The organism is Rathayibacter sp. AY1F4 (genome assembly GCF_002931775.1).
Taxonomy (GTDB): domain Bacteria; phylum Actinomycetota; class Actinomycetes; order Actinomycetales; family Microbacteriaceae; genus Rathayibacter.
Genome location: NZ_PSVE01000015.1, coordinates 1 through 21936, shown reverse-complemented (window position 1 = coordinate 21936; position 21936 = coordinate 1). Strand labels below are relative to the sequence as shown.

The window sequence follows — 21936 nt, the reverse complement described above, 5'->3', positions numbered from 1 at the left end:
GATGCCTTTCGTGGAGAACGGCCGGCGCCTCCTGTCGGGGAGGCGCCGGCCGCGAGGGGGGGGTGGATCAGCCCTTGCTGAGTGCCGCGTAGCGGAACTTGAACGAGGCGTCGAGGGTGTCCTCGGCTCCGCTCACGGTGCTGCCGACGACCGCGACCTGCGAGCCCTGCAGGTAGGGGACGGTCGAGAGCTGCGCCGCGACCTTCTCCTGGATCTGCTCGATCAGCGCGGTGCGCGCGTCGGCGTCGGTGGTCGAGACCTGCTGCGCGATCAGGCTCTGCACCTCGGCGTCGTCGAAGTGGTTCGCGAGGAAGTTCTCCTTGATGAAGAACGGCGAGAGGTAGTTGTCGGCGTCGGAGTAGTCGGGGAACCAGCCGAGCTGGTACGCCGGGTAGACGTCGCTCGAGCGGTCCTTCGAGTACTGCACCCACTCCGTGGTCTGCAGGTTCACGGTGAAGAGGCCGGTCGACTCCAGCTGGTCCTTGATCAGCGCGTACTCGTCGCCCGAGGACGGACCGTAGTGGTCGTTCGAGTACTGCAGGTTCAGGGTGACCGGAGCGGTGACGCCGGCGGCCTCGAGGGTCGCCTTCGCCTTGTCGGCGTCGGGCGCGCCGTTGCCGTCGCCGTAGAGCGACTTGAGCGGCTCGACCGCGCCGGTCAGGCCGGCGGGGACGTAGGAGTAGAGGGGAGTGTAGGTGCCCTTGTAGACCTGGTCGGCGATCTCGTCGCGGTCGATCAGGTCGGCGACGGCCTGGCGCACGGCGAGGGCCTTGGCGCTGTCGGCCTCACCGGTCGTCGCGCCGAAGGGCTGGGTGTCGAAGTTGAAGACGATGTAGCGGATCTCGCCGCCGGGGCCGTCCACGACCTTGACCGTGTCGTTGCCGCGGAGGTCGTCGATGTCCGTCGCCGAGAGGCTGCGGAACGCGACGTCGATGTTCCCCTCCTGGATGTCCAGCTTGAGGTTGGACGAGTCCGCGTAGTACTTGACGTTGACGGTGTCCGTCTTCGCCTCGCCGAGAACGCCCTGGTAGTCCGGGTACGCCTTGTACTGGATGAGGTTGTTCACGTCGTAGTTCGCGATCGTGTACTGGCCGGCGAAGGCGTCGCCCGAGACGATGTCGGCGTCCGCGGTCAGCTCGTCGGCCGAGAAGACCTCCTCGTCCACGATCGGGCCGGCGGGGCTCGAGAGGATCTGCGGGAAGGTCTGGTCGTTCTCGGACTTCAGCGTGAAGACCACGGTCGTGTCGTCCGGAGCCGCGACGCTGTCGAGGTTCGCCAGGAGCGAGGACGGGCCGTTCTCGGCCGCGATGCCGACCTGGCGGTCGAAGGAGAACTTCACGTCGGAGGAGGTGAGGTCGTGGCCGTTGGCCCACTTCAGTCCCTCCTTCAGCTTCACGGTGTACTCCGTGGGAGCGGTGAACTCCGCCGACTCGGCGATGTCGGGCTCGACGTCCGGGCTGCCGTAGGGGGTGTTCATCAGGAACGGGAACACCTGGTTCATCACGGCGAACGAGCCGTTGTCGTAGGAGCCCGCGGGGTCGAGCGTCGTGATCTTGTCGGTGGTGCCGATGGTCAGGGCCCCTCCGGCGCTGCCGCCGGACGAGTCGTTCCCGCCGGCGGCGCAGCCCGTCAGCACGAGCGCGACCGCGGCGAAGCCTGCGGCGGCGGCCAGTGCACGGGTGCCGCGAGTGGATGCGGAATTCATCTCCGTCTGCCTCTTCCTGTCAAGGATGGGATGCGGGCGCGCTCCGGGCGCGCGGACTCTCGGCACACAGATCTCCTGTGGGCTGTGGCGTCACGACACTGGACGCCCGCATTGCTGTTCCTCATAGGTAACACAGTTGGAAGCGCTCTCCGAACCGGCACGGGCGTGCGGCCGATTTCTTCACACGACCGCAACACGCTCACTCCGTGCGCAGCGCCCGCTTCTCGCGCTCGAGCTCGACCAGGCGCACCTGCACCGCGCGCGCCATCACCGGATCGGCGGACGCGCGCTGGAGCGCCCCGCGCAGCTCGGCGATCTCGCGGAGCAGATCGCGCTCGATGAGCGAGATCGCCACGTCCCGGGAGTAGCGGGCGAGCCCCTCCTCGTCGGCGGCCGGGATCGGCGCCACCGCGAGCTGGCGCACCAGCGAGGCGAAGGGGCCGGGGACGTCGTCGGCGACGTGCTCGACCCAGTCGCGGTCCTCCGCCCGCTCGAGGTTCGCGACCACGGCGTCGCGGACCACGCGGAGGGTCTCGTTGGTGACCGCCGCGTGCGCCGCCCTGGCCAGGAGCTCCGGACCCATCGCCTGCGGAAGCTGGAGCATCGCCATCAGCGCCTCGCGCTCGATGCGCGTGACGACGTCGACGGGGAGGTCGGCGATGCGCGCGCCGAGGGGCGCCTCGGCCGCGGACGATTCGCCGCCGCCCCGCCCGCCCTGCTGGTCGCGGCCCTCGGGTCCGGAGGAGCGGGGCCGGGATCCGGCGGAGCGCACGGCGGAGTTGACCTCGGCCATGTCCAGGCCGAGCATCCGGGCGAGCTCGCGGGAGTAGCCGGGCCGCAGCGCCGGGTCGCGGATCTCGGCGACGACCGGGGCGGCCGCGCGCAGGGCCGCGATCCGGCCCTCGACCGTCTCGAGGTCGTAGCGGTCCAGCAGCTGCCGGATCACGAACTCGAACATCGGCTTCTTGTCGTCGATGAGGCGGCGGACGGCGTCGTCTCCGCGGTTCAGGCGGAGGTCGCAGGGGTCCAGGCCCTCGGGCGCGACGGCGACGAAGGTCTGCGCGGCGAAGCGGTGCTCCTCCTGGAACGCGCGCATCGCGGCCTTCTGGCCCGCCGCGTCGGGGTCGAAGGTGAAGACGACCTCGCCGACGCCGCTGTCGTCGCCCAGCACCCGGCGCAGCACCTTGATGTGGTCGACGCCGAAGGAGGTGCCGCAGGTGGCGACCGCGGTGGTGACGCCAGCGAGGTGGCAGGCCATGACGTCCGTGTAGCCCTCGACGACGACCACCCGGTGCCCGCGGGAGATGTCCCGCTTGGCGAGGTCGAGCCCGTAGAGCACCTGGGACTTGTGGTAGACGGGCGTCTCGGGGGTGTTGAGGTACTTGGGGCCCTTGTCCTCCTCGAGGAGGCGGCGGGCGCCGAAGCCGACGGTCTGGCCGGTCACGTCGCGGATCGGCCAGACGAGGCGGCCGCGGAAGCGGTCGTAGACGCCGCCGCGGTTGTTGCTGCTGACCAGCCCGGCCGTGGTCAGCTCCTCCTCCGAGAAGCCGCGGCGCTTGAGCGCGGTGGTGAGACCGTCCCAGCCGTCGGGCGCGAAGCCGACGCCGAAGCGGTCGGCGGCGGCGCGGTCGAAGCCCCGCTCGCCGAGGAAGCGCCGGCCGACGTCGGCGCCCGGGGTCGCGAGCTGCTCGCGGAAGTACTCCTCCGCGGCGTCGTTCGCGGCGAGGAGGCGCGCTCGCCCGCCGGTCTCGGGCGCGCGGCCGTCGCCGTCCTCGTACTGCAGCGGGAAGCCGATGCGCCCGGCGAGGCGCTCGACGGTCTCGCTGAACGAGCTGTGGTCCATCTTCATGACGAAGCTGTAGACGTCGCCCGACTCCTGGCAGCCGAAGCAGTGGTAGAAGCCGGCCTGCGGGCGGACGTGGAAGCTGGGGCTGCGCTCGTCGTGGAAGGGGCAGAGGCCCTTCAGCGAGCCGACGCCGGCCGACTTCAACGTGACGTACTCGCCGATCACGTCGCCGATGTTCACCCGCGCCTTGACCTCCTCGACATCTGACTGTCGGATCCGAGGCATGGGGTCCATCGTATCGGCCGCCGGGGCCGCCGAGCCGGGGTGGGGAGAACTCCACCAGGGCGGCGCGGATCACCCCCGAGACCTGTGATCGCCCCGCACCCCGAGATCAGGGTCATCCCTGATCCGCACCCGCCCGCCGTCTCCGAGAATCGACCCATGCCCCCTGCCGCCTCCCGCCCGCCTCTCCTGCGTGCTCTGCTCGTCGCCCTGCTCGGCGGTCTCGCCCTGGGCGGGCTCACCAGCCTGCTGCAGGGCTCCCTCCCGCCGTCGGTGAGCTCGTTCGCCAACTCCTCCGGGGGCTGGTCCATGCTCGTGTTCGCGCTCGTGCGCCTCGGCGGCGCCCGACCGGCGGCGGCGACCGCTCTCGGCCTGCTGAGCTTCTGGGCGCTGCTCGAGGGCTACGACCTGGTGACCGCAGCGCGCGGCTTCGGCTACTCGCCTCCCTTCACGGACGTCTTCTGGCTGCTCGCCGTCCCCGCCGGGCCGATCCTGGGCGCCGCCGCCGCGCTCACTCTCCACGGCTCGAGGACGTGGCGCGTCCTGGCCGTCGCGCCGCTCTCGGGCGTGCTGGTCGGCGAGGGCGTCTGGGCGCTGGGCGCGGTCGCCGACACCACGAGTCCGGTGTACTGGTGGCTCCAGATCGTCCTGGGCGCGGGCTTCCTCGTCCTGGCCGTCGTGCGGAGGAGGCCGCGGGCACTCGTCTCGCTCGCGGCGCTCGGCGTCACCGCGGCGGCCGCCGTCGCCTTCTCCGTCGTCTACTCCGCGCTGTGAACCGTTCGAGAGGGTCGTCGCGGACCTTCCGCGCACTCGCGGGTTCCGCCCTCCTCCTGGCCCTCGCCGGGTGCACCACCACGGCGGACACCCCGGTCGCGCCGCCGTCGTCCGCCTCGGTGCCGTCGTCGACATCCTCCGCCACCCCTCCTCCGATCGACGTCTCCGCCGAGCTGGCCGCGCTCGAGAACGAGTTCGACGCCCGGATCGGCGTCAGCGCCGTCGACACCGGCTCGGGCCGCCGGGTCCATCACCGGGCCGACGAGCGCTTCGGCTTCGCCTCGAGCCTCAAAGCCCTCGCCGCAACGGAGTTCCTGCGCACCGTCCCCGCCGCCGAGCGGGACGAGGTGGTCACCTGGACCGTCGCCGACGTCGAGGCGGCGGGCTACTCCCCCGTCACGGAGGAGAGCACCGCCACCGGCCTGCCGCTGTCGCAGCTCGCCGAGGCGGCCGTCCGCCGGAGCGACAACACAGCGCTGAATCTCGTGCTCCGGCGCCTCGGCGGACCCTCCGCCCTCGACCGTGGACTCGAGGCTCTCGGCGACACCACCACTGAGGTGGTGAACGAGGAGCCCGCGCTGAACACGATCGAGCCCGACAGCACCGAGGACACCACCACCCCGGCCGCGTTCACGGCGGACCTCGCCGCGGTCGCCACCGGTGACGTGCTGTCCGCGGAGGACCGGGCGGTCCTGCTCGACTGGATGAGCGGCAACGCGACCGGCGACACTCTCGTCCGGGCGGGCGCTCCGGCCGGCTGGAGCGTTGCGGACAAGTCCGGGGGCGCCGGCGGGATCCGCAACGACGTCGCCGTGGTGACGCCTCCCGGGCGGGACGCGGTCGTGCTGTCGATCCTCTCGGCGCGCAACGACCCCGAGGCGGAGTACGACGACGCGCTGGTCGCCCGCGCCGCGGCCGTCGTGCTGGGAGCCCTGCGGTAGCGTCCGCCCGGCGTCAGCAGTGCCGGTTCACGTAGCCCGCTGCGCCACGGGGGACGACGTCGCGGTCGCGGAGGGTGACCGAGATGCTCCGGCCCTGCGCGGCGCAGGCCTCGGCGTAGGCGGACCGGCCGTTGTCGGTGTACTCGATCTCGTAGACCTGGCGCCCGTAGACGTCCGTGTACGCCGCGCACCCGTCGTAGACCTGGCACTCCTCGACGACGGCGAAGTCGAAGCCGACCGTCCTCTTCCCGGCAGCGGCGAGGTCGGCTCCGTTCTTCTAGCCGATCGCCAGGCCGGAGCGGTGAGCGCGCGCCGTCAGGAGGGTGGCGAACGCCAGCGCCTGCGACTCGGTCAGCCTCCCGCCCGAGCGGGTGTAGCTGTCCGGATTGTCGGCCTCGACGGCCGACCGGCCGACCCGCACGTCAGCACATCGCCTCAGACGGACGGACCCGGCTCCCTGGAACCCACCACCCCGACAAGCCGACCGCGGTGACGCCTGGCGGTGACCGGCGTGCTCCCCGGCACCGCCGAACGGCCGATCCGCGTGCCAGCGGATCGCCCTAGGCGGACGCACCCCGCTCTACGAAACGCACCACGTCGCCAAGCCGACCGCGCCACGCCGGGCAAGGACCGGCGTGGAATCGAGCACACCCGACCGCGCCACGCCGGCCGAGGACCGGCGTGCCACCGGCACCGCCGAACGGCCGATCCGCGTGCCAGCGGATCGCCCCAGGCGGACGCACCCCGCTCCACGAAACGCACCACGTCGCCAAGCCGACCGCGCCACGCCGGGCAAGGACCGGCGTGGAATTCAGCACAGCCTCTCGAACCAGGCGAGGGCGCTCTGGTCGGTGAGGTTGGCGACCTGGTCGACGACGACGCGGCGGCGGGCGTCGTCGCCGGGGGCGGCGTGCCAGTCCTCGGCGAAGCCGGGCTCGAGGGTTCCCGGGCCGCGGTCGAGGAGGGTGTCGGCGAGGCGGGTGAGGACTTCGCGCTGCTGGGCGTAGATGGGCTGGCGGGTGTTCCGCGACATCACGAACGTCGCGACGATCCCCTTGAGCACGGCGATCTCGGCCTGCTGCTCGCGGGGGACGACGACGTGGCCGCCGAAGCGGACGAGGTCGGGGTGCTGGTACGCCTCGCGGGTGGCCTCGGTGGCGGCGGCGGCGAAGCGGCCGATGAGCTGGCTGGTCAGGTTCTTGAGCCGGGCCTGGTCGCGGCGGGAGCCGTCCCAGGAGGAGACCCACACGTCGAGCGAGTCGAGACGGTCGAAGGCGGCGACGAGCTCGTCGTGGCCGACCTCCCCGCCGACCCAGGAGTGCATCGACTGCACGAGGTCCTCGTGGTCGGCGCGGGAGCCGAGTGCTTCGACGTCGATGTAGCCGGAGACCACCGCGTCCTCGAAGTCGTGCACGGAGTACGCGATGTCGTCCGAGAGGTCCATCACCTCGGCCTCGATGCAGCGCACCCCCTCGGGGGCGCCCTCGCGCATCCAGGCGAACGCGGGGGCGTCGTCGGCATAGAAGCCGAACTTGGCGCGCCCCGACGGGTCGGCGACCGAGCGCGTGTCGGGCCAGGGGTACTTGCAGCTCGCGTCGATGCTGGCGCGGGTGAGGTTCAGCCCGTAGGGGCGGGCGTCGTCGCCGAACACCTTCGGCTCGAGCCGTGTGAGCAACCGGAAGGTCTGCGCGTTGCCCTCGAAGCCGCCGATCCCCTCGGCCCAGGTATTGAGCGCGCGCTCGCCGTTGTGCCCGAACGGCGGATGCCCGATGTCGTGCGCGAGGCAGGCCGTGTCGACGACGTCGGGGTCCAGGTCGAGGCTCGTGGCGAGCTCCCGGCCGATCTGCGCCACCTCGAGCGAGTGGGTCAGGCGGTTGCGCGCGAAGTCGACGCCCGCCGTGGGGCTGAGCACCTGGGTCTTCGCGGCCAGACGGCGGAGCGCGCTGGAGTGGAAGAGCCGGGCGCGGTCGCGGGCGAAGTCGGAGCGGCGGGTCGAGTGGTCCTCCGGCAGGAATCGCTCGGTGTCGACGAGCGAGTACCCCCAGAGCGCGCGGTCATCCACCGCTGTTGTGGATCTCGGCGGCCGAGACCGCGTCGCGCTGCCCGGCGTCGAGCTCACGGGACTCGAGCCAGCGGTCCGGGAGGGAAGGGACCTTGGGCGAGCCGGCGCGACCCCGCTGCCCCTCGGCCGCCTCGCCCGGGTAGGGCTGCGTCCAGTCGAGCGTCGCCAGGAGCTCGTCGAGCTGCGCGAGCGTCTCGACCGTGGCCAGGCGGGCGCGGAGGTCGCCGCCGACGGCGTAGCCCTTGAAGTACCAGGCGACGTGCTTGCGGATGTCGCGGCAGCCGCGCTCCTCGCTCTCGAAGAAGTCGACGAGCAGCTCCGCGTGGCGGCGGAACGCCTCGGCGACCTGCCCGAGCGAGGGACGGAACCGCTCGTCGGAGCCGGCGAACGCGGCGGCGAGGTCGCCGAAGAGCCAGGGGCGCCCGAGGCAGCCGCGACCGACGACGACTCCGTCGCAGCCCGTCTCGGCCATCATCCGCAGCGCGTCCTCGGCCGACCAGATGTCGCCGTTGCCCAGCACGGGCACGCTCGTGACCGTCTCCTTGAGCGTGGCGATCGCCGACCAGTCGGCGTGCCCGCTGTAGAACTCGGAGGCGGTGCGCGCGTGCAGCGCGATCGACGCGACTCCGGCGCCCTCGGCGGCACGGGCGGCCTCGAGGTAGGTGAGGTGGTCCGGGTCGATGCCCTTGCGCATCTTGACGGTGAGCGGGACGTCGCCGGCCGCCTTCACGGCGCCCTCGACGATCTGCCGGAACAGCGGGAGCTTCCACGGCAGGGCCGCTCCCCCGCCCTTCCGGGTGACCTTGGGCACGGGGCAGCCGAAGTTGAGGTCGATGTGGTCGGCCCGGTCCTCGGCGACGAGCATGGTGACCGCCTCGGCGACGGTGACCGGGTCCACTCCGTAGAGCTGGATCGAGCGCACCGACTCGCTGGGGTGGTGGCGGATGAGGCGCATCGACTCCGGCGTGCGCTCGACGAGCGCGCGGGAGGTGATCATCTCGCTCACGTAGAGGCCGTTGCCGAACTCGCGGCAGAGGCGGCGGAACGCCGTGTTGGTGATGCCCGCCATGGGGGCGAGCACCACCGGCGCGTCGAGTTCGAGGGGGCCGATCCGGAGCGCCGGCGCGGTGCGCGCGGGCGGGGCGGCCGTGAGAGTGGAGGACATCGGTATCGATTCTCCCAGATCCTGTGTTGGGGAAGGCGGAGTGACGAGCGGAGAGGTGGAGAGATGAACGGGAGCACACCTGTGGAGGACGGTTCGCAGCGGCTGGAGGCGGACGCGTCCGCCCGCGGCCTGGCGGTCGAGATCGTGGAGAGGCCCGCTGCCGGCAGCCTGCACGAGGCGGCCGCGCTGCTCGGCATCGAGCCCGGCGACATCGTGAAGTCGCTCGTGGTGAAGCGCCACGACGGCGGCTATCTGTTCGCCCTCGTCCCCGGCGGGCGGCAGATCGCGTGGCCGAAGCTGCGCGCGGTGGTCGGAGTGAACAAGCTCCGCCTCCCGGACGAGACGGCCGCCCTCGAGGCGACCGGCTACCGGCGCGGCACCATCACCCCGATCGGCTCCACGACGGCCTGGCCGGTCTACGCCGACGAGCGGATCCTCGGCCGCCGCGTCGCGATGGGTGCGGGCGCCGACGGGCGCAGCGCCTTCGTCGACGCGGACGCCCTCGTGGCCGCCTACGGCGCGACCGTGGCCGACATCACCGTGGAGGAGCCTCCGCGCTGATCGGCGGCACCTCGGCCTGCGGTTCCGCTTCCGTGGCCGGCGGCACGGCGCAGACGCCGTCCTCGCACAGCGGCACGCCGGAGTCGCCCAGCATCTCGAACGGCCCGCTCACGCGACGGCCGCCCGCTGCTCCAGCACATGCTCGAGGACCTCGGTGAACGCCGCCGGCTCCTGGGCGCCGGAGACGCCGAAGCGCCCGTCGAGGACGAAGAACGGCACCCCCGAGATCCCGTACTCGCGGGCCTGGGCGATGTCGGACTGCACCCGCCCGAGGTAGCGCCGGTCCTCGAGAGCGCGGCGCGTCTCCGCCGGGTCGAGCCCGACCTCGCCCGCGAGCGAGGCGAGCACCTCCGGATCGGCCAGGTCGCGGCCCTCGACGAAGTACGCGCTCAGGAGACGCTCGACGAGCTCGAGCTGCAGTCCGTTCTCCTTGGCGTGGTGGAGCGCCTGGTGGGCGGTGACCGTCTTGACGTGGCGCACCGACTCGAAGTGGTAGTCGAGGCCGACGCTCGCCGCGATCGCCGTGACGGAGTCGAGCATCTGCTGCGCCTGCGCCTCCGGGATGCCCTTGTGCTCGGCGAGGAACGCCGCCTCTCCCCCGCGGTAGTCCTCCGGCGTGTCCGGCGAGAGCTCGAAGCTGCGGTACTCCACGACGACCTCCGGAGCCTCGGGGTGGGCGGCGCGGAACGCCTCGAGCCCGCGCTCGAACCGGCGCTTCCCGATGTAGCACCAGGGGCAGGCGATGTCGGACCAGACGTCGACGGACAGGGGGCTCGGCTCAGCACTCACCCTCAGGACAACGGAGGAGGCGCCCCGCTATTCCCGCAGCACGCGGACGAGCTCGTCCACGTCGGACTCGTCGTTCCAGAGGTGGAAGGCGATGCGAAGCCGGCCGCCGCGGCCCGAGGCGCGCAGACCCGCGGCCTGCAGCCGCTCCAGGTCCGCTCCGCGCTCGTCCGGCCACGACACCAGAGCCCGGTGCTGCGGCTCCCGGTCGAGCCGCTCGCACAGCGAGTCGCCGAGGCCGGAGGCGTGCGCCCAGACCGCGTCGAGGTCGAGCGAGCGGAACAGGGCGAGCGACGCCTCGGCGCCGGCGAACGCCTGCCAGGCCGGCGAGACGTCGAAGCGGCGGGCGTTCTCGGCCAGGTGCATGGCCGGTCCGTAGCAGGACGACCACACGTCCTCCCCCGAGTACCAGCCCGCCTGCACGGGGACGAGCTCGGCCGCGTAGGCGGGCGAGACGGTGAGGAACGCCACTCCGCGCGGCGAGCACAGCCACTTGTAGGCGTGGGTGAGGGTCGCGTCGAAGCGGGAGGCGTCGACCGGCAGGACGCCGGCCGCCTGCGTCAGGTCGCACGCGGTCCGCACTCCGTGGCGCGCGGCCGCCTCGAGGACGGCGTCGAGATCGGCGAGCGCTCCGCTGCTGGACTGCACGGCGGAGAAGACGACGAGGTCGTCCCCGTCCTCGACGGAGTCGGCCAGCGCCTCGAGCGCGACGGAGCGCACGGTCACTCCGCGGTGCGCCTGGGCGAGGAAGGGGAACACGATGGAGGAGAAGTCGCCGTCCACGCAGAGCACGCGGGCCCCGTCGGGCAGCGAGGCGGCGAGCACGGCGGCCATGGCGGAGGTCTGCGAGCCGATCGCGACCCGGTCGACCGGGACCCCGGCGATCGCGGCGAACGAGGCACGCGCGCGCTCGGCGACAGCGCCGTAGGCGGCGGCCGTGCTCTCCCCCGACGACCAGCCATCGAGGTCCGCCCGCAGCGCCTCGACGGTCTCCCGCGGCGGCAGGCCGAGGGTGCAGGCGTTGTGGTAGCCGCGGGCACCGGCGAAGCGCGCGCGCAGGTCGGCGGAGTTCGGCAGTGCGGTGCTCACCTCTCGAGGATGACGCTCCGGAGCCGGATCGCCAACACCGGGGAGCGACCGGGCGCGTCGGCGGCGGGCCCGGTCAGCGGGCGGCGAGGGCGTGCGCCTGCTCGAGCACGGCGACGACCTCGCGGGCCTCGCGGACGTCGACCGGCGAGGGAGCGCCGTCCTGGAGCGACCGCGCGACCTGCTCGAGGAACGCGGCGTAGCGTCCCCGCTCACTCGGCACGGGATGCGCGCCGGAGTCGTCGACGAGGACGCCCCATCCCTCCGGCGCGACCTCGCCGAAGCCCTCGTCGTCGGGCCGGGCGCCGCCGGTGCGGAGCGCGGTCTCCTGCGGATCGAGACCGTCGACGCTGAAGGCGGCGCGGGTGCCGAGCACGCGGAAGCGGGGGCCGGTCGCCCGGGCGACGCGGCTCATGGTGAGGTGGGAGCGGACGCCGCTGTGATGCAGGAGCGAGACGAACGCGTCGTCCTCGCTCGCCGAGCCCTCGTGGACGGTCCGGGTCTCGGCCGCCGTGACGACCGCCGGGCCGAACAGCAGCAGCGCCTGGTCGACCAGGTGGCTGCCGAGATCGAAGAGGATCCCGCCGCCCTCGGCCGAACCCGTGTCGTTCTGCCACCGTCCCGTCTTCGGCGCGCTCCAGCGCTCGAAGGTCGACTCGAAGCGGAGGACCTCGCCGAGGACCCCTTCGCCCAGGAGGCGGCGGAGCGTGAGCAGATCGGCGTCCCAGCGCCGGTTCTGGAAGACGAAGACGGGCGCACCGCTCCGCTCGGAGGCGGCGATGATCGCGTCCGCGTCGGCGGCGCTCGGTGCGAAGGGCTTGTCGATCACGACGGCGACACCGGCCTCGAGCACCCGGACGGCCTGCTCCCGGTGCACCGACGGCGGCGAGGCGAGCACGACCAGCTCCGGCCGCTCGGCGAGCACCGCGTCGAGGTCGGGCACGATCCGGGCCTCCGGATGCGCGGCGGAGGCCGCGGCCCTCCGACCGGCGTCGCGGGTGGAGACGGCGACGACCTCGAACGCCGGGTCGGCCGCGAGGAACGGACCGTGGAAGACGCTGCCCGCGAGCCCGAAGCCGACGATCCCGGCCCGGATCACGAGGAGGCCCCCGGAACGTCGACCGCGCCGCCGAAGCGCCGGGAGCGGCCGGAGTAGTGCTCGATCGCGTCCCAGAGGTCGGTCCGCGTGAAGTCGGGCCAGAGCCGGTCGAGGAACACCATCTCGGCGTAGGCGCTCTGCCAGAGCAGGAAGTTGCTGGTGCGCTGCTCGCCGGAGGAGCGCACGAAGAGGTCGACGTCCGGCATCTCGGGCACGTAGAGCGCCCGGGCGATCGTCTTCTCGGAGATGCCGGAGGGCTTGAGCCGCCCCGCCTGGACCTCGGCGGCGAGCCGCTGCACCGCGTCGGCGATCTCGGTGCGCCCGCCGTAGTTGACGCACATGGTGAGGGTGAGCACGTCGTTGTCCGCGGTCATCCGCTCGGCGAACTGCAGCTCGTTGATCACCGACGCCCACAGGCGCGGCTTCCGCCCGGCCCAGCGGATGCGCACGCCCCACTCGTTGAGCTGATCGCGGCGGCGGTGCAGCACGTCGCGGTTGAATCCCATCAGGAAGCGCACCTCCTCGGGCGAGCGCTTCCAGTTCTCGGTCGAGAACGCGTAGACGCTGAGGTGCTTCACGCCGATCTGGATCGCTCCGGCCACGACGTCCAGCAGCGCCGTCTCGCCGCGCTTGTGCCCCTCGATCCTCGTCAGGCCGCGGGAGTTCGCCCAGCGGCCGTTCCCGTCCATCACGATGGCGACGTGCCCCGGAACGGCCTTCCGCGGGATCGCGGGCGGGTGGATCCCGGTCCAGTCGAGGGGGCGGTACGGCTCGGCGTCCTTGTGGGTGAAGGGCTTCATCGGGTGACGTGCTCCAGGGATCTCAGACCGCGTTCGAGGTGGAACTGCGTGTAGGCGGCGACCACTCCGCTCGCCCGCGACCGCGTGGTCGGCTCGGTGGTCTCGGCGTGGGCCCAGTCTCCCGTGAGCAGTGCGCCCAGCAGGACCACGACCTCCGGAGCGACCCGCGGTGCGCCGGGCGGCGTGCAGTCGGCGCAGACGACGCCTCCGAGCTGCACCACGACCGCGCCGTGGGGCCCGGGGGCGCCGCAGCGCGCGCAGTCCTCGAAGCTGGGCGCCCAGCCCGCGATCGAGAGCGCCCGCAGGAGGTAGGAGTCGAGCGTCAGCACCGGCTCGTGCTCGTGCTTCGAGAGCGAGCGCAGGGCCCCGACGAGCAGCAGGTACTGCTGCAGGGAGGCGTCCGCGTCGGTGAGGCGGTCCGCCGTCTCGACCATCGCGCTCGCCGCCGTGTAGCTGTCGTAGTCGGCGGCGATCAGCGCACCGTAGGCGCCGAGCGACTCGGCCTGCGTCACGATGTCGAGGCTCCGGCCCTCGTAGAGCTGGAGGTCGGCGACCATGAACGGCTCGAGCCGCGAGCCGAACTTGGAGCCGGTCTTGCGCACGCCCTTCGCCACCGCGCGGATCTTGCCGTGGCTGCGCGAGAGCAGCGTCACGATGCGGTCGGCCTCGCCCAGCTTGTGCGTGCGGAGCACCACGGCTTCGTCGCGATAGGTGGGCATCCTCCGATTATCCCCCCGACCCCCGACACCCGGCTGGCAGCCCGGCCGGGGCAGGGCCCTCGCCGTGGAACGATGTCCGGGTGGCAGCTTCCCTCTTCGAGATCCCGGCCTGGGCCGACCTGCTCGCGATCGCCATCGGCTGCCTCCAGGGCGCGATGTTCGCGGGCGAGTTCCGCGACCGCCGGATCGACCTGCTCGGCGTCACGATCATCGGCACGGCCACCGGCCTCGGCGGCGGCGTGCTCCGCGATCTGCTGCTCCAGACGCCCCTGGTGGCCCTGCACACCGACGCGTACCTGATCGTCGCGGTGACCGCCTCCCTGCTCGGGATGCTGCTCCAGCACCTGCTGAACCGGGTCGACGGGACGATCACCGCTCTCGACGCGCTGACCCTCGGGCTCTTCGGCGCGATCGGCACCACGAAGGCCCTGTCGCTCGGCGTGCCGGAGGTGCCGGCCGTGTTCGTCGGCACCGTCTCGGCCGTCGGCGGATCCGTGGTCCGCGACATCCTGCTGAACCGGCCGATCGCGCTGATGCACGTCGGCTCGCTCTACGCGGTCGCGGCCTCGGTGGGCACGGGCGTCCTGGTCCTCGCGCTGCGCTTCGGAGTGACGATCGACTTCGCCGCGCCGCTCGCGGTGGGCGTGACCACGGTCATCCGCCTGCTCGCGGTCCGCTACGGCTGGAGCCTGCCCGAGCAGCGCGCGCTCAGCGGGGTGCCGCGCCTGCGCTGGCGCCGCCGGACCTAGCGGCGGCCGACCCGGACGCAGGGAGCGGAGTCCCGCGCGGTCCGCGCACGGGAATGCCGTGGGAGCCGCGACGCATCACGGCTCCCACGGCGGGGATCGGGCCCGATCAGGCGGAGGCGCCGGCCAGCTCGCGGACCGGGACCTCCTCGCGCAGGGCGCGGTTGACGGCCGAGACGATGGCCTTGAGGGAGGCGGTCGAGATGTCGGCGTCCACGCCCACGCCCCACAGGGTGCGGCCGTTCACCGTGCACTCGACGTACGAGGCGGCCAGCGCGTCGCCGCCGGCGCTGAGCGCGTGCTCGACGTAGTCGAGGACCCGGACCTCGACGCCCTGCTGCTCCAGCACGGCCTCGAAGGCGTTGATCGGGCCGTTGCCCCGCGAGCTGGCCGAGACGCGCTCGTCGCCCACCCGGAGGACCGCGTCCAGCGCGATGCTGCCGCCCAGATCGCTCGACGTGTTCGTGCGCAGCAGCTCGAAGCGGCCCCACTTCTCGTCGGCGCGCTCGGCGGGCGCCGGCAGGTACTCGTCCTGGAACACCGTCCAGATCTGCTCGCTCGTGACCTCGCCGCCCTCGGCGTCGGTCTTGGCCTGCACGACGCCCGAGAACTCGATCTGCAGTCGGCGCGGCAGGTCGAGCGCGTGGTCCGTCTTCAGCAGGTACGCGACTCCGCCCTTGCCGGACTGCGAGTTGACGCGGATGACCGCCTCGTAGGAGCGGCCCAGGTCCTTCGGGTCCACCGGCAGGTAGGGCACGGCCCAGGTGAGCTCGTCGACGCTGCGGCCGGTCCGCTCGGCCTCGGCCTGCATCGCCTCGAAGCCCTTCTTGATGGCGTCCTGGTGCGAGCCGCTGAAGGCGGTGAAGACCAGGTCGCCCGCCCAGGGGCTGCGCTCGGGCACGGGCAGCTGGTTGCAGTACTCGGCGGTCCGCTTGATGCCGTCCATGTCGCTGAAGTCGATCTGCGGGTCGATCCCCTGGGTGAACAGGTTCACGCCCAGCGCGACCAGATCGACGTTGCCGGTGCGCTCGCCGTTGCCGAAGAGGCAGCCCTCGATCCGGTCGGCACCGGCCAGGTAGCCCAGCTCGGCGGCCGCCACGGCCGTGCCGCGGTCGTTGTGGGGGTGCAGCGACAGCACGATGTTCTCGCGCTGCGCGAGGTTGCGGCTCATCCACTCGATCGAGTCGGCGTAGACGTTCGGGGTGGCCATCTCGACGGTGGCGGGCAGGTTCAGGATGACCTTGCGCTCGGGAGTCGGCTCGAAGACCTCGACGACCCGGTCGCAGATCTCGCGGGCGAAGTCGAGCTCGGTGCCGGTGTAGCTCTCGGGCGAGTACTCGTAGTAGACGGCCGTGCCGGGGACGGTCGACTCCATCTCGCGGCACTTGCGGGCGCCGGCCAGCGCGATGTCGATGATGCCCTGACGGTCCTTGCGGAACACGACCTCGCGCTGCAGCACGCTCGTGGAGTTGTAGAGGTGCACGATCGCCTGGCGCGCACCGCGGATCGACTCGTAGGTGCGCTCGATCAGGTGGTCGCGGGCCTGGGTCAGCACCTGGATGGTGACGTCCTCGGGGATCGCGCCCTCCTCGATGAGGCTGCGCACGAAGTCGAAGTCGGTCTGGCTCGCGCTCGGGAATCCGACCTCGATCTCCTTGTAGCCCATCCGGACCAGCAGATCGAACATGATGCGCTTGCGCTCGGGGCTCATCGGGTCGATGAGCGCCTGGTTGCCGTCGCGGAGGTCCACGGCGCACCAGCGGGGCGCGGTCGTGATGCGCTTCGACGGCCAGGTGCGGTCGGGCAGGTCCACGGCGATCAGCTCGTGGAAGGGACGGTACTTGCCGATCGGCATGGGCGACGGCTTCTGGTTGTTCAGCATGAGGTGCTCTCCCGGCGCAGTGGTGCGCACGTGTCTGTTCTCGCTCGTGACCGATCCCGCTCGCGTGCGGCTCCGCTGGTGGGCGGTGCCGGTCGGGCGGTCTCGCGGGGATCCGGATGCGGATCGACCTCGCGGGCGAGGGATGGTTCAGCCGACGACGGACTCCGCGACGAGGATGGCCTGAGGATCAGATCTCGTCGCGGCGGAGAAGGAGGAGCTGTCCGAAGCGCACCCGGTCAGGGTAGCACCGCCCCCGCGGCGCGTCACCCCGGCGTCCCGCTCTAGGAGACCAGGCCGTTCTCGTAGGCGTAGACCACCAGCTGCACGCGGTCGCGCAGGCCGAGCTTGCCGAGGGTGCGGCTGATGTGCGTCTTCACCGTCGCCTCGCTCAGGAACTCGGCGCGCGCGATCTCGGTGTTGCTCATCCCCCGCGCGGCCAGGTGGAAGATCTCGCGCTCGCGGTCGGTGAGGGTCGCGAAGGCGGGCGGGGTCTCGCGTCCGCTGCCCGCCGCTCCGAAGTGCTCGAAGAGCTCGCGGGTCGCGGAGGCGGCGACCACGGCGGTCCCCGCGTGCACGGTGCGGACGGAGGCGAGGAGGAAGCCGGGCTCCGTGTCCTTCAGGAGGAAGCCGCTCGCGCCCGCCCGGATGGCGCGCGCGGCGGCCTCGTCGAGGTCGAAGGTGGTCAGCACGAGGATGCGCGGAGGCTCGACCCGCCGCTCCTGCGCGTCCGCGAGGATCCGCCGGGTCGACTCGATCCCGTCGACGCCCGGCATCCGGATGTCCATCAGCACGACGTCGGGGGCCAGCCGCGCGACCAGCTCCGCGCCCTCCGCTCCGTCCGACGCCTCGCCGACCACCTCGAGGTCGGGCTGCGAGCCGAGCAGCATGCGGATGCCGGCGCGGAAGAGGGCCTGGTCGTCGACGAGGACGAGGCGGATGGTGTCGGTCATGCGGGGCTGCCTCCGGAGGCGAGGGGTGGGGCGGTGCGGGCGAGGGACGGGGAGGAGGGCAGGCGCGCGTCGACGACGAAGTCGTCCCCGACCGGGCCGGCGGCGAGCACTCCCCCGACGAGCGCGGCGCGCTCACGCATGCCGACCAGCCCGTGGCCCTCGCCCGGCAGGGAGTCGCGCTCGACGTCGGCGCACCGGGCGTTGCGCACGGTCAGGGCGAGCTCGCCGCCGTCCTGGCGCAGGGCGATGTCGAGCGGCGAGCCCGGGCGGCCGTGGCGGAGAGCGTTCGTGGTCGCCTCCTGGGCGATCCGGTACAGGGCCAGACCGACGGCGCGCGGCACCGCCTCCAGGTCGACGGCGAGCTCGGCGCGGACGGGGGCTCCGGCTCCGCCCACGCTGTCGAGGAGGGCCGGCAGGTCGCGGGCGCCGGGCTGCGGGCCGTCGCTCTGCGAGTGCCGCAGCTGGGCGAGGAGCACGCGCACGTCGCCGAGGGCGTCCCGGGCGACGGAGGAGATGGTCAGCAGCGCGGCGTCGGTCTGCTCGGGGCTGGTGGCGCCGAGGTAGCGCGCGCCGTCGGCCTGGGCGATCACGACGGCGAGGGAGTGGGCGACGACGTCGTGCATGTCGCGGGCGATCCGGTTGCGCTCCTCGACGGTGTCGAGCTCGCGCTGCGCCCGGGCGCGCTCCTGCTCGGCCTGCGCGCGCAGGGTCTGGCCCTCCCGCGCCCGGCGGACCGAGCGCGAGAGCAGTCCGATGGTCCAGGAGAGGCCGAGCGTCGCGAGGATCCCGCCGAAGGTGGCTCCGGCCGACAGCAGGCCGTCGTAGGCGCTCGCGACGAGGTCGAAGACGAGGACGAGGTAGACGACGGCGACCACAGCGCCGAGGACGGCCGACACCGCGCCCGCGATCCGCACCCGCCGCGACTCCGACGCGCCGGCGCCGAAGAGGACGGCCAGGATGGCCAGATCCGCGGGTCCGGGAGCGAGGCTCGCGCTCATCTGCAGGGCGGCGCCGGCCCAGGCGATCGAGAGGGCGAGGACCGGGGACCGCCGGTGCAGCACCAGCGCGACCGCGAGCACGCCCGCGACCAGCAGCTGCATCGCGCCGTCCACCCCGGCGAACGGGAGGCCGGCGACGAGGAGGAGCACCAGCGCCTGACCACCGGCGACCCCCACCGCGAACGGGTCCTGCGGCCCGACGACCCGGGTCAGCAGCGCGTCGATCCGATCGCCCGCGAGCACCGGCGCCCGCAGCGCCTTGAGGTACACGAGGACCTTCGCCGCACCGAGCACGGAGGCGACCGCGAGGGCGACCAGGGCGAGGACGGCGAACTCCACGCGCGCCGGGAGCCCGGACGGATCGAGCGGACCGGAGAGGCCGAGCGCGACGGTGACGCCGCCGATCCCGGCGAGGATCAGGCCGCCCGCGAGCGCCAAGGCACGGGTCCAGGGGCCCACCCGGCGGGTCGTCTGCCAGAGGACGACCAGGCCGACGAGCACCCCGTCGACGGGGACGCCGCCGAGCAGGACGCCTCCGTCGGCGAGCGCGCCGACCGCGACGAGCGAGGGGGCGAGCGCGGGCAGGAATCCCGCGACGGCGAGGGCCAGCGCGAGCACGAGGCCGCCGGCGATCCGCTCGGTCGGAGTGACCCCGGTGAGCCCGAGCAACAGATGGAGGGCGGCGAGCAGCGCCCCGGCGATCGGCAGGGCCGCCGGTCGGTCGAGGAGGGCGCGCATGAGGACCACGCTACGGGTCCGCGCGCCCGGGGGCGTCGTCCTGGAGGGTGACCGCGGTCGTCCTCCGGCGTCAGAAGCCCAGGCGCCCCAGCAGCTTCGGGTCGCGCTGCCACTCCTTGGCGACCTTCACCCGGATGGAGAGGAACACGCGGCGGCCCAGCAGGCGCTCGATCTGCTCGCGGGAGACGGCTCCCACCTCGCGCAGGCGCTGGCCGCCCTTGCCGATGATGATGCCCTTCTGGCTGTCGCGCTCCACGAAGACGTTGGCGTAGATGTCGATCAGCGAGCCGTCCTCGCGCTCGACCATGTCGTCGAGCGTCACGGCGAGGGAGTGCGGCAGCTCGTCCGAGACGCCCTCGAGGGCGGCCTCGCGGATGAACTCGGCGATCCGCGAGGACAGGTCCTCGTCGGTCACCGCCTCCTCCGGGTAGAGGGCGGGCGAGACCGGCATCAGGCGCAGGAGCTCGACGGCCAGGACGTCCAGCTGCTCCTCGGTCACGGCCGAGATCGGCACGATCGTGTCCCACTCGCGCAGCTCCGAGACGGCGAGCAGCTGCTTCGCCACGGACTTCTTCGAGGAGAGGTCCACCTTCGAGACGATCGCGACCTTCCGGGCGCGCGGGAAGGAGTCGAGCTGCTCGTTGATGAAGCGGTCTCCGGGGCCGATCGGCTCGTCCGCCGGGAACAGCATCCCGATGACGTCGACGTCGCCGAGGGTCGAGGTGACGAGCGAGTTCAGCCGCTCGCCGAGAAGCGTGCGCGGCCGGTGGATGCCCGGGGTGTCGACGACGATCAGCTGGCCGTCGGTGCGGTGCACCACGCCGCGGATCGCGCGCCGCGTGGTCTGGGGCTTCGAGCTCGTGATGGCGATCTTCTCGCCGACGAGGGCGTTCGTGAGCGTCGACTTGCCCACGTTCGGGCGGCCGACGAAGGACACGAAGCCCGCCCGGTAGGGAGCGGCGGCGGGAGTGGTGTCGGTCATCGTGCGTCCTCGTGCTGATCGCCCGTGGCTCCGCGGGTGGGAGCCGTGCTCGGGCTGGGGGTGGTGGTGCCGCCGTCCGCGATGATCGCGACGGGGCCGGTGCCGGGCTCGCCGGCGGTGTCCAGATCGGGATCGCGGCGGACGATCACCGTGGAGATGGTCCCACGGCGCGGGTCCGCCTGCTCGGCCTCGAGCAGCACTCCGCCGATCCGCGCCGTCGCGCCGCGCTCGGGGAGGCGCCCGTAGGCCTTGGTCAGCAGTCCGCCGACCGAGTCGACGTCGTCGTCCTCGAGGTCGAGCTCGAACAGCTCGCCGAGCTCGTCCACCGGCAGGCGCGCCGAGACGCGGTAGACCCCGGGCGCCGTCTCCTCGAAGAGGTCGACCTCGCGGTCGTACTCGTCGGAGATGTCGCCGACGAGCTCCTCGATGAGGTCCTCCAGCGTCACCAGGCCCGCGATGCCGCCGTACTCGTCGACCACCATCGCGAGGTGGTTGGACTCGAGCTGCATCTGGCGGAGCAGCTCGTCGGCCTTCTTCGACTCGGGCACGAACAGCGCGGGGCGCGCGAGATCGGCGACCGTGTCGTCGTCGTCCGGCCGCTCGTAGGTGTGCCGGGCCACGTCGCGCAGGTAGAGCACGCCGAGGACGTCGTCGACGCCGTCGCCGATGACGGGGAGCCGGGAGATGCCGCGGCTCAGCAGGAGCCCCATGCCGGCGCCGACGGAGGAGGTCGCCTCGATCGTCACCATGTCGGTGCGGGGCACCATCACCTCGCGGACGAAGGTGTCGTTGAACTCGAAGATCGAGTGGATCAGCTCGCGGTCGTCCTGCTCGAGCACGTCCTGCTCGGTCGCCTCGTCGACCATGCTGAGCAGCTGCTCCTCGGAGGAGAACCCCGCCGAGCGCCCGGTTCCCGGGGTCACCCGGTTGCCGAGGGCCACGAGCCCGTGCGCGACCGGGCCCAGCGCGAGCCGGAGCACGTGCACGAGCGAGGCGCTGGTGGACAGGACCGCGCGGGCGTTCGCGCGCCCGACGCTGCGGGGGCTGGAGCCGACCAGGACGAACGAGACCGCCGCCATGATCAGGACCGCCAGCAGGAGCGCGAGCCAGAGCTGCGGGACCTCGACGACCAGCACCGTGGTGACGAACACCGCGGCCGTCGTCTCGGCCGCGATCCGCGAGAAGTTGACGACGTTGACGTGGGCGCTCATGTCGCCCGCGATCGCGCGGAGAGCGCGGGCGCTGCGGGAGTGCTGGGCCATGTCGAGCAGGTCGCTGCGCGAGAGGACGCCGAGTGCGGCGTCGGTCGCGGCGAACCAGCCGCCGACGGCGACGAGCGCGAGGGCGGCGATGAGGAGCTGGAGAGTGGGCACGGCGCGCTCTAGCGGCGTCGCTCGCTGATGTGGAAGCCGACCAGGATGTCGCGCTGGATGCCGAACATCTCGCGCTCCTCCTCCGGCTCGGCGTGATCGAAGCCGAGCAGGTGCAGGAGCCCGTGGGCGGTCAGCAGCTGCAGCTCGTCGAGCACGGAGTGGCCGGCCGACTCGGCCTGGGACTGCGCGACCTGCGGGCAGAGCACGATGTCGCCGAGGAGCCCCGCGGGGGTCTGCTCGTCCTCGGTCCCGGGACGCAGCTCGTCCATCGGGAAGCTGAGCACGTCGGTCGGCCCCGGCTCGTCCATCCACTGCACGTGCAGCTGCTCCATCGCGCCCTCGTCGACCAGCACGATCGCGAGCTCGGCGTCGGGGTGCACGTGGAGCGAGTCGAGCGCGTAGCCGGCGAGGCGCAGCAGGGCGGCCTCGTCGACGGGGACGCTCGACTCGTTGTTGATCTCGATGCTCACGGGGGCGGGTCTTCCTTCGGTTCGGGAGGGG

At 72.6% G+C, this 21936-nt stretch carries 19 protein-coding genes and 1 pseudogene; 4 read left to right on the top strand and 16 right to left on the bottom strand.

All coding sequences use genetic code 11. From position 1 onward, the window contains the following. Window positions 1–67 precede the first annotated feature (67 nt). Together C5C59_RS10700 and dnaG are read right to left on the bottom strand one after the other, a co-directional pair. Window positions 68–1705: an ABC transporter substrate-binding protein gene (locus C5C59_RS10700; RefSeq protein WP_104223443.1), complete on the bottom strand. Its 1638-nt coding sequence runs from the start codon at window positions 1703–1705 to the stop codon at window positions 68–70. Between the two features lie 199 nt (window positions 1706–1904). Further along, entirely contained in the window at window positions 1905–3776 is a 1872-nt protein-coding gene (gene dnaG, locus C5C59_RS10695; RefSeq protein WP_104238214.1) for a DNA primase, read from the bottom strand. Between the two features lie 156 nt (window positions 3777–3932). Between dnaG and C5C59_RS10690 the strand changes: the two genes are divergently transcribed. Beyond that, window positions 3933–4547, top strand: coding sequence for a DUF6518 family protein (locus tag C5C59_RS10690; RefSeq protein ID WP_181134883.1), 615 nt, complete (start codon window positions 3933–3935; stop codon window positions 4545–4547). Beyond that, window positions 4544–5488 carry a class A beta-lactamase gene (gene bla, locus C5C59_RS10685; protein WP_104238215.1) on the top strand — a complete coding sequence of 315 codons (945 nt, stop codon included), beginning with the start codon at window positions 4544–4546 and terminating at the stop codon, window positions 5486–5488. Before C5C59_RS10690 ends, bla begins: the two co-directional genes overlap by 4 nt. Before the next feature lie 13 nt (window positions 5489–5501). On the opposite strand, the pseudogene C5C59_RS17585 reads toward bla, so the two are convergent. The 3 genes and pseudogenes from C5C59_RS17585 to dusB all read right to left on the bottom strand — a co-directional run bounded on the left by C5C59_RS17585 (window position 5502) and on the right by dusB (window position 8715). Next, a pseudogene (locus C5C59_RS17585) lies at window positions 5502–6062 on the bottom strand (endo alpha-1,4 polygalactosaminidase). Between the two features lie 237 nt (window positions 6063–6299). Further along, the gene (locus tag C5C59_RS10675) at window positions 6300–7550 is read right to left on the bottom strand and encodes a deoxyguanosinetriphosphate triphosphohydrolase (protein WP_104238216.1); all 1251 of its coding nucleotides are present in this window, start codon (window positions 7548–7550) and stop codon (window positions 6300–6302) included. Then, a complete protein-coding gene (dusB, locus tag C5C59_RS10670; RefSeq protein ID WP_104234452.1) occupies window positions 7543–8715 on the bottom strand; it encodes a tRNA dihydrouridine synthase DusB in 1173 nt (390 codons plus the stop codon). Before dusB ends, C5C59_RS10675 begins: the two co-directional genes overlap by 8 nt. Before the next feature lie 63 nt (window positions 8716–8778). Here dusB and C5C59_RS10665 point away from each other — a divergent pair, with 63 nt between their 5' ends. Beyond that, window positions 8779–9276 carry an aminoacyl-tRNA deacylase gene (locus C5C59_RS10665; protein ID WP_104223436.1) on the top strand — a complete coding sequence of 166 codons (498 nt, stop codon included), beginning with the start codon at window positions 8779–8781 and terminating at the stop codon, window positions 9274–9276. Between the two features lie 108 nt (window positions 9277–9384). On the opposite strand, the gene C5C59_RS10660 is transcribed toward C5C59_RS10665, so the two are convergent. The 5 genes from C5C59_RS10660 to recO all read right to left on the bottom strand — a co-directional run bounded on the left by C5C59_RS10660 (window position 9385) and on the right by recO (window position 13766). Further along, window positions 9385–10065: a DsbA family protein gene (locus C5C59_RS10660; RefSeq protein ID WP_104238217.1), complete on the bottom strand. Its 681-nt coding sequence runs from the start codon at window positions 10063–10065 to the stop codon at window positions 9385–9387. A gap of 27 nt (window positions 10066–10092) precedes the next feature. After that, complete coding sequence (locus tag C5C59_RS10655) at window positions 10093–11151, bottom strand: aminotransferase class V-fold PLP-dependent enzyme (RefSeq protein WP_104238218.1); 1059 nt, start codon at window positions 11149–11151, stop codon at window positions 10093–10095. Between the two features lie 73 nt (window positions 11152–11224). Continuing rightward, window positions 11225–12247: a Gfo/Idh/MocA family oxidoreductase gene (locus C5C59_RS10650; protein WP_104238219.1), complete on the bottom strand. Its 1023-nt coding sequence runs from the start codon at window positions 12245–12247 to the stop codon at window positions 11225–11227. Further along, a complete protein-coding gene (locus C5C59_RS10645) occupies window positions 12244–13047 on the bottom strand; it encodes an isoprenyl transferase (RefSeq protein WP_104238220.1) in 804 nt (267 codons plus the stop codon). Before C5C59_RS10645 ends, C5C59_RS10650 begins: the two co-directional genes overlap by 4 nt. After that, entirely contained in the window at window positions 13044–13766 is a 723-nt protein-coding gene (recO, locus tag C5C59_RS10640; protein ID WP_104223431.1) for a DNA repair protein RecO, read from the bottom strand. The genes C5C59_RS10645 and recO overlap by 4 nt, the downstream gene beginning before the upstream one ends. A gap of 80 nt (window positions 13767–13846) precedes the next feature. Here recO and C5C59_RS10635 point away from each other — a divergent pair, with 80 nt between their 5' ends. Next, complete coding sequence (locus tag C5C59_RS10635) at window positions 13847–14515, top strand: trimeric intracellular cation channel family protein (protein WP_104223430.1); 669 nt, start codon at window positions 13847–13849, stop codon at window positions 14513–14515. A 106-nt stretch (window positions 14516–14621) separates the two neighbouring features. On the opposite strand, the gene leuA is transcribed toward C5C59_RS10635, so the two are convergent. The 6 genes from leuA to ybeY form a co-directional block, all read right to left on the bottom strand. Beyond that, the gene (leuA, locus tag C5C59_RS10630; RefSeq protein WP_104238221.1) at window positions 14622–16394 is read right to left on the bottom strand and encodes a 2-isopropylmalate synthase; all 1773 of its coding nucleotides are present in this window, start codon (window positions 16392–16394) and stop codon (window positions 14622–14624) included. A gap of 281 nt (window positions 16395–16675) precedes the next feature. Further along, the gene (locus C5C59_RS10625) at window positions 16676–17344 is read right to left on the bottom strand and encodes a response regulator transcription factor (RefSeq protein WP_104234459.1); all 669 of its coding nucleotides are present in this window, start codon (window positions 17342–17344) and stop codon (window positions 16676–16678) included. Further along, complete coding sequence (locus C5C59_RS10620) at window positions 17341–19080, bottom strand: histidine kinase (RefSeq protein WP_146083121.1); 1740 nt, start codon at window positions 19078–19080, stop codon at window positions 17341–17343. Before C5C59_RS10620 ends, C5C59_RS10625 begins: the two co-directional genes overlap by 4 nt. A 70-nt stretch (window positions 19081–19150) precedes the next feature. Further along, complete coding sequence (gene era, locus C5C59_RS10615) at window positions 19151–20062, bottom strand: GTPase Era (RefSeq protein WP_104223426.1); 912 nt, start codon at window positions 20060–20062, stop codon at window positions 19151–19153. Beyond that, window positions 20059–21435 carry a hemolysin family protein gene (locus tag C5C59_RS10610; RefSeq protein WP_104223425.1) on the bottom strand — a complete coding sequence of 459 codons (1377 nt, stop codon included), beginning with the start codon at window positions 21433–21435 and terminating at the stop codon, window positions 20059–20061. Before C5C59_RS10610 ends, era begins: the two co-directional genes overlap by 4 nt. A gap of 8 nt (window positions 21436–21443) precedes the next feature. Then, on the bottom strand, window positions 21444–21905 hold the full coding sequence (gene ybeY, locus C5C59_RS10605; protein WP_104223424.1) for an rRNA maturation RNase YbeY: 462 nt from the start codon (window positions 21903–21905) through the stop codon (window positions 21444–21446). Window positions 21906–21936: the final 31 nt, after the last annotated feature.

Excerpts from the sequence above, each read along its gene's own strand:
- C5C59_RS10700 (WP_104223443.1), bottom strand. The coding sequence starts at position 1,705 with ATGAATTCCGCATCCACTCGCGGCACCCGTGCACTGGCCGCCGCCGCA.
- dnaG (WP_104238214.1), bottom strand. The coding sequence starts at position 3,776 with ATGCCTCGGATCCGACAGTCAGATGTCGAGGAGGTCAAGGCGCGGGTG.
- C5C59_RS10690 (WP_181134883.1), top strand. The coding sequence starts at position 3,933 with ATGCCCCCTGCCGCCTCCCGCCCGCCTCTCCTGCGTGCTCTGCTCGTC.
- dusB (WP_104234452.1), bottom strand. The coding sequence starts at position 8,715 with ATGTCCTCCACTCTCACGGCCGCCCCGCCCGCGCGCACCGCGCCGGCG.
- C5C59_RS10665 (WP_104223436.1), top strand. The coding sequence starts at position 8,779 with ATGAACGGGAGCACACCTGTGGAGGACGGTTCGCAGCGGCTGGAGGCG.
- C5C59_RS10645 (WP_104238220.1), bottom strand. The coding sequence starts at position 13,047 with ATGAAGCCCTTCACCCACAAGGACGCCGAGCCGTACCGCCCCCTCGAC.
- recO (WP_104223431.1), bottom strand. The coding sequence starts at position 13,766 with ATGCCCACCTATCGCGACGAAGCCGTGGTGCTCCGCACGCACAAGCTG.
- leuA (WP_104238221.1), bottom strand. The coding sequence starts at position 16,394 with ATGCTGAACAACCAGAAGCCGTCGCCCATGCCGATCGGCAAGTACCGT.
- C5C59_RS10625 (WP_104234459.1), bottom strand. The coding sequence starts at position 17,344 with ATGACCGACACCATCCGCCTCGTCCTCGTCGACGACCAGGCCCTCTTC.
- C5C59_RS10620 (WP_146083121.1), bottom strand. The coding sequence starts at position 19,080 with ATGCGCGCCCTCCTCGACCGACCGGCGGCCCTGCCGATCGCCGGGGCG.
- era (WP_104223426.1), bottom strand. The coding sequence starts at position 20,062 with ATGACCGACACCACTCCCGCCGCCGCTCCCTACCGGGCGGGCTTCGTG.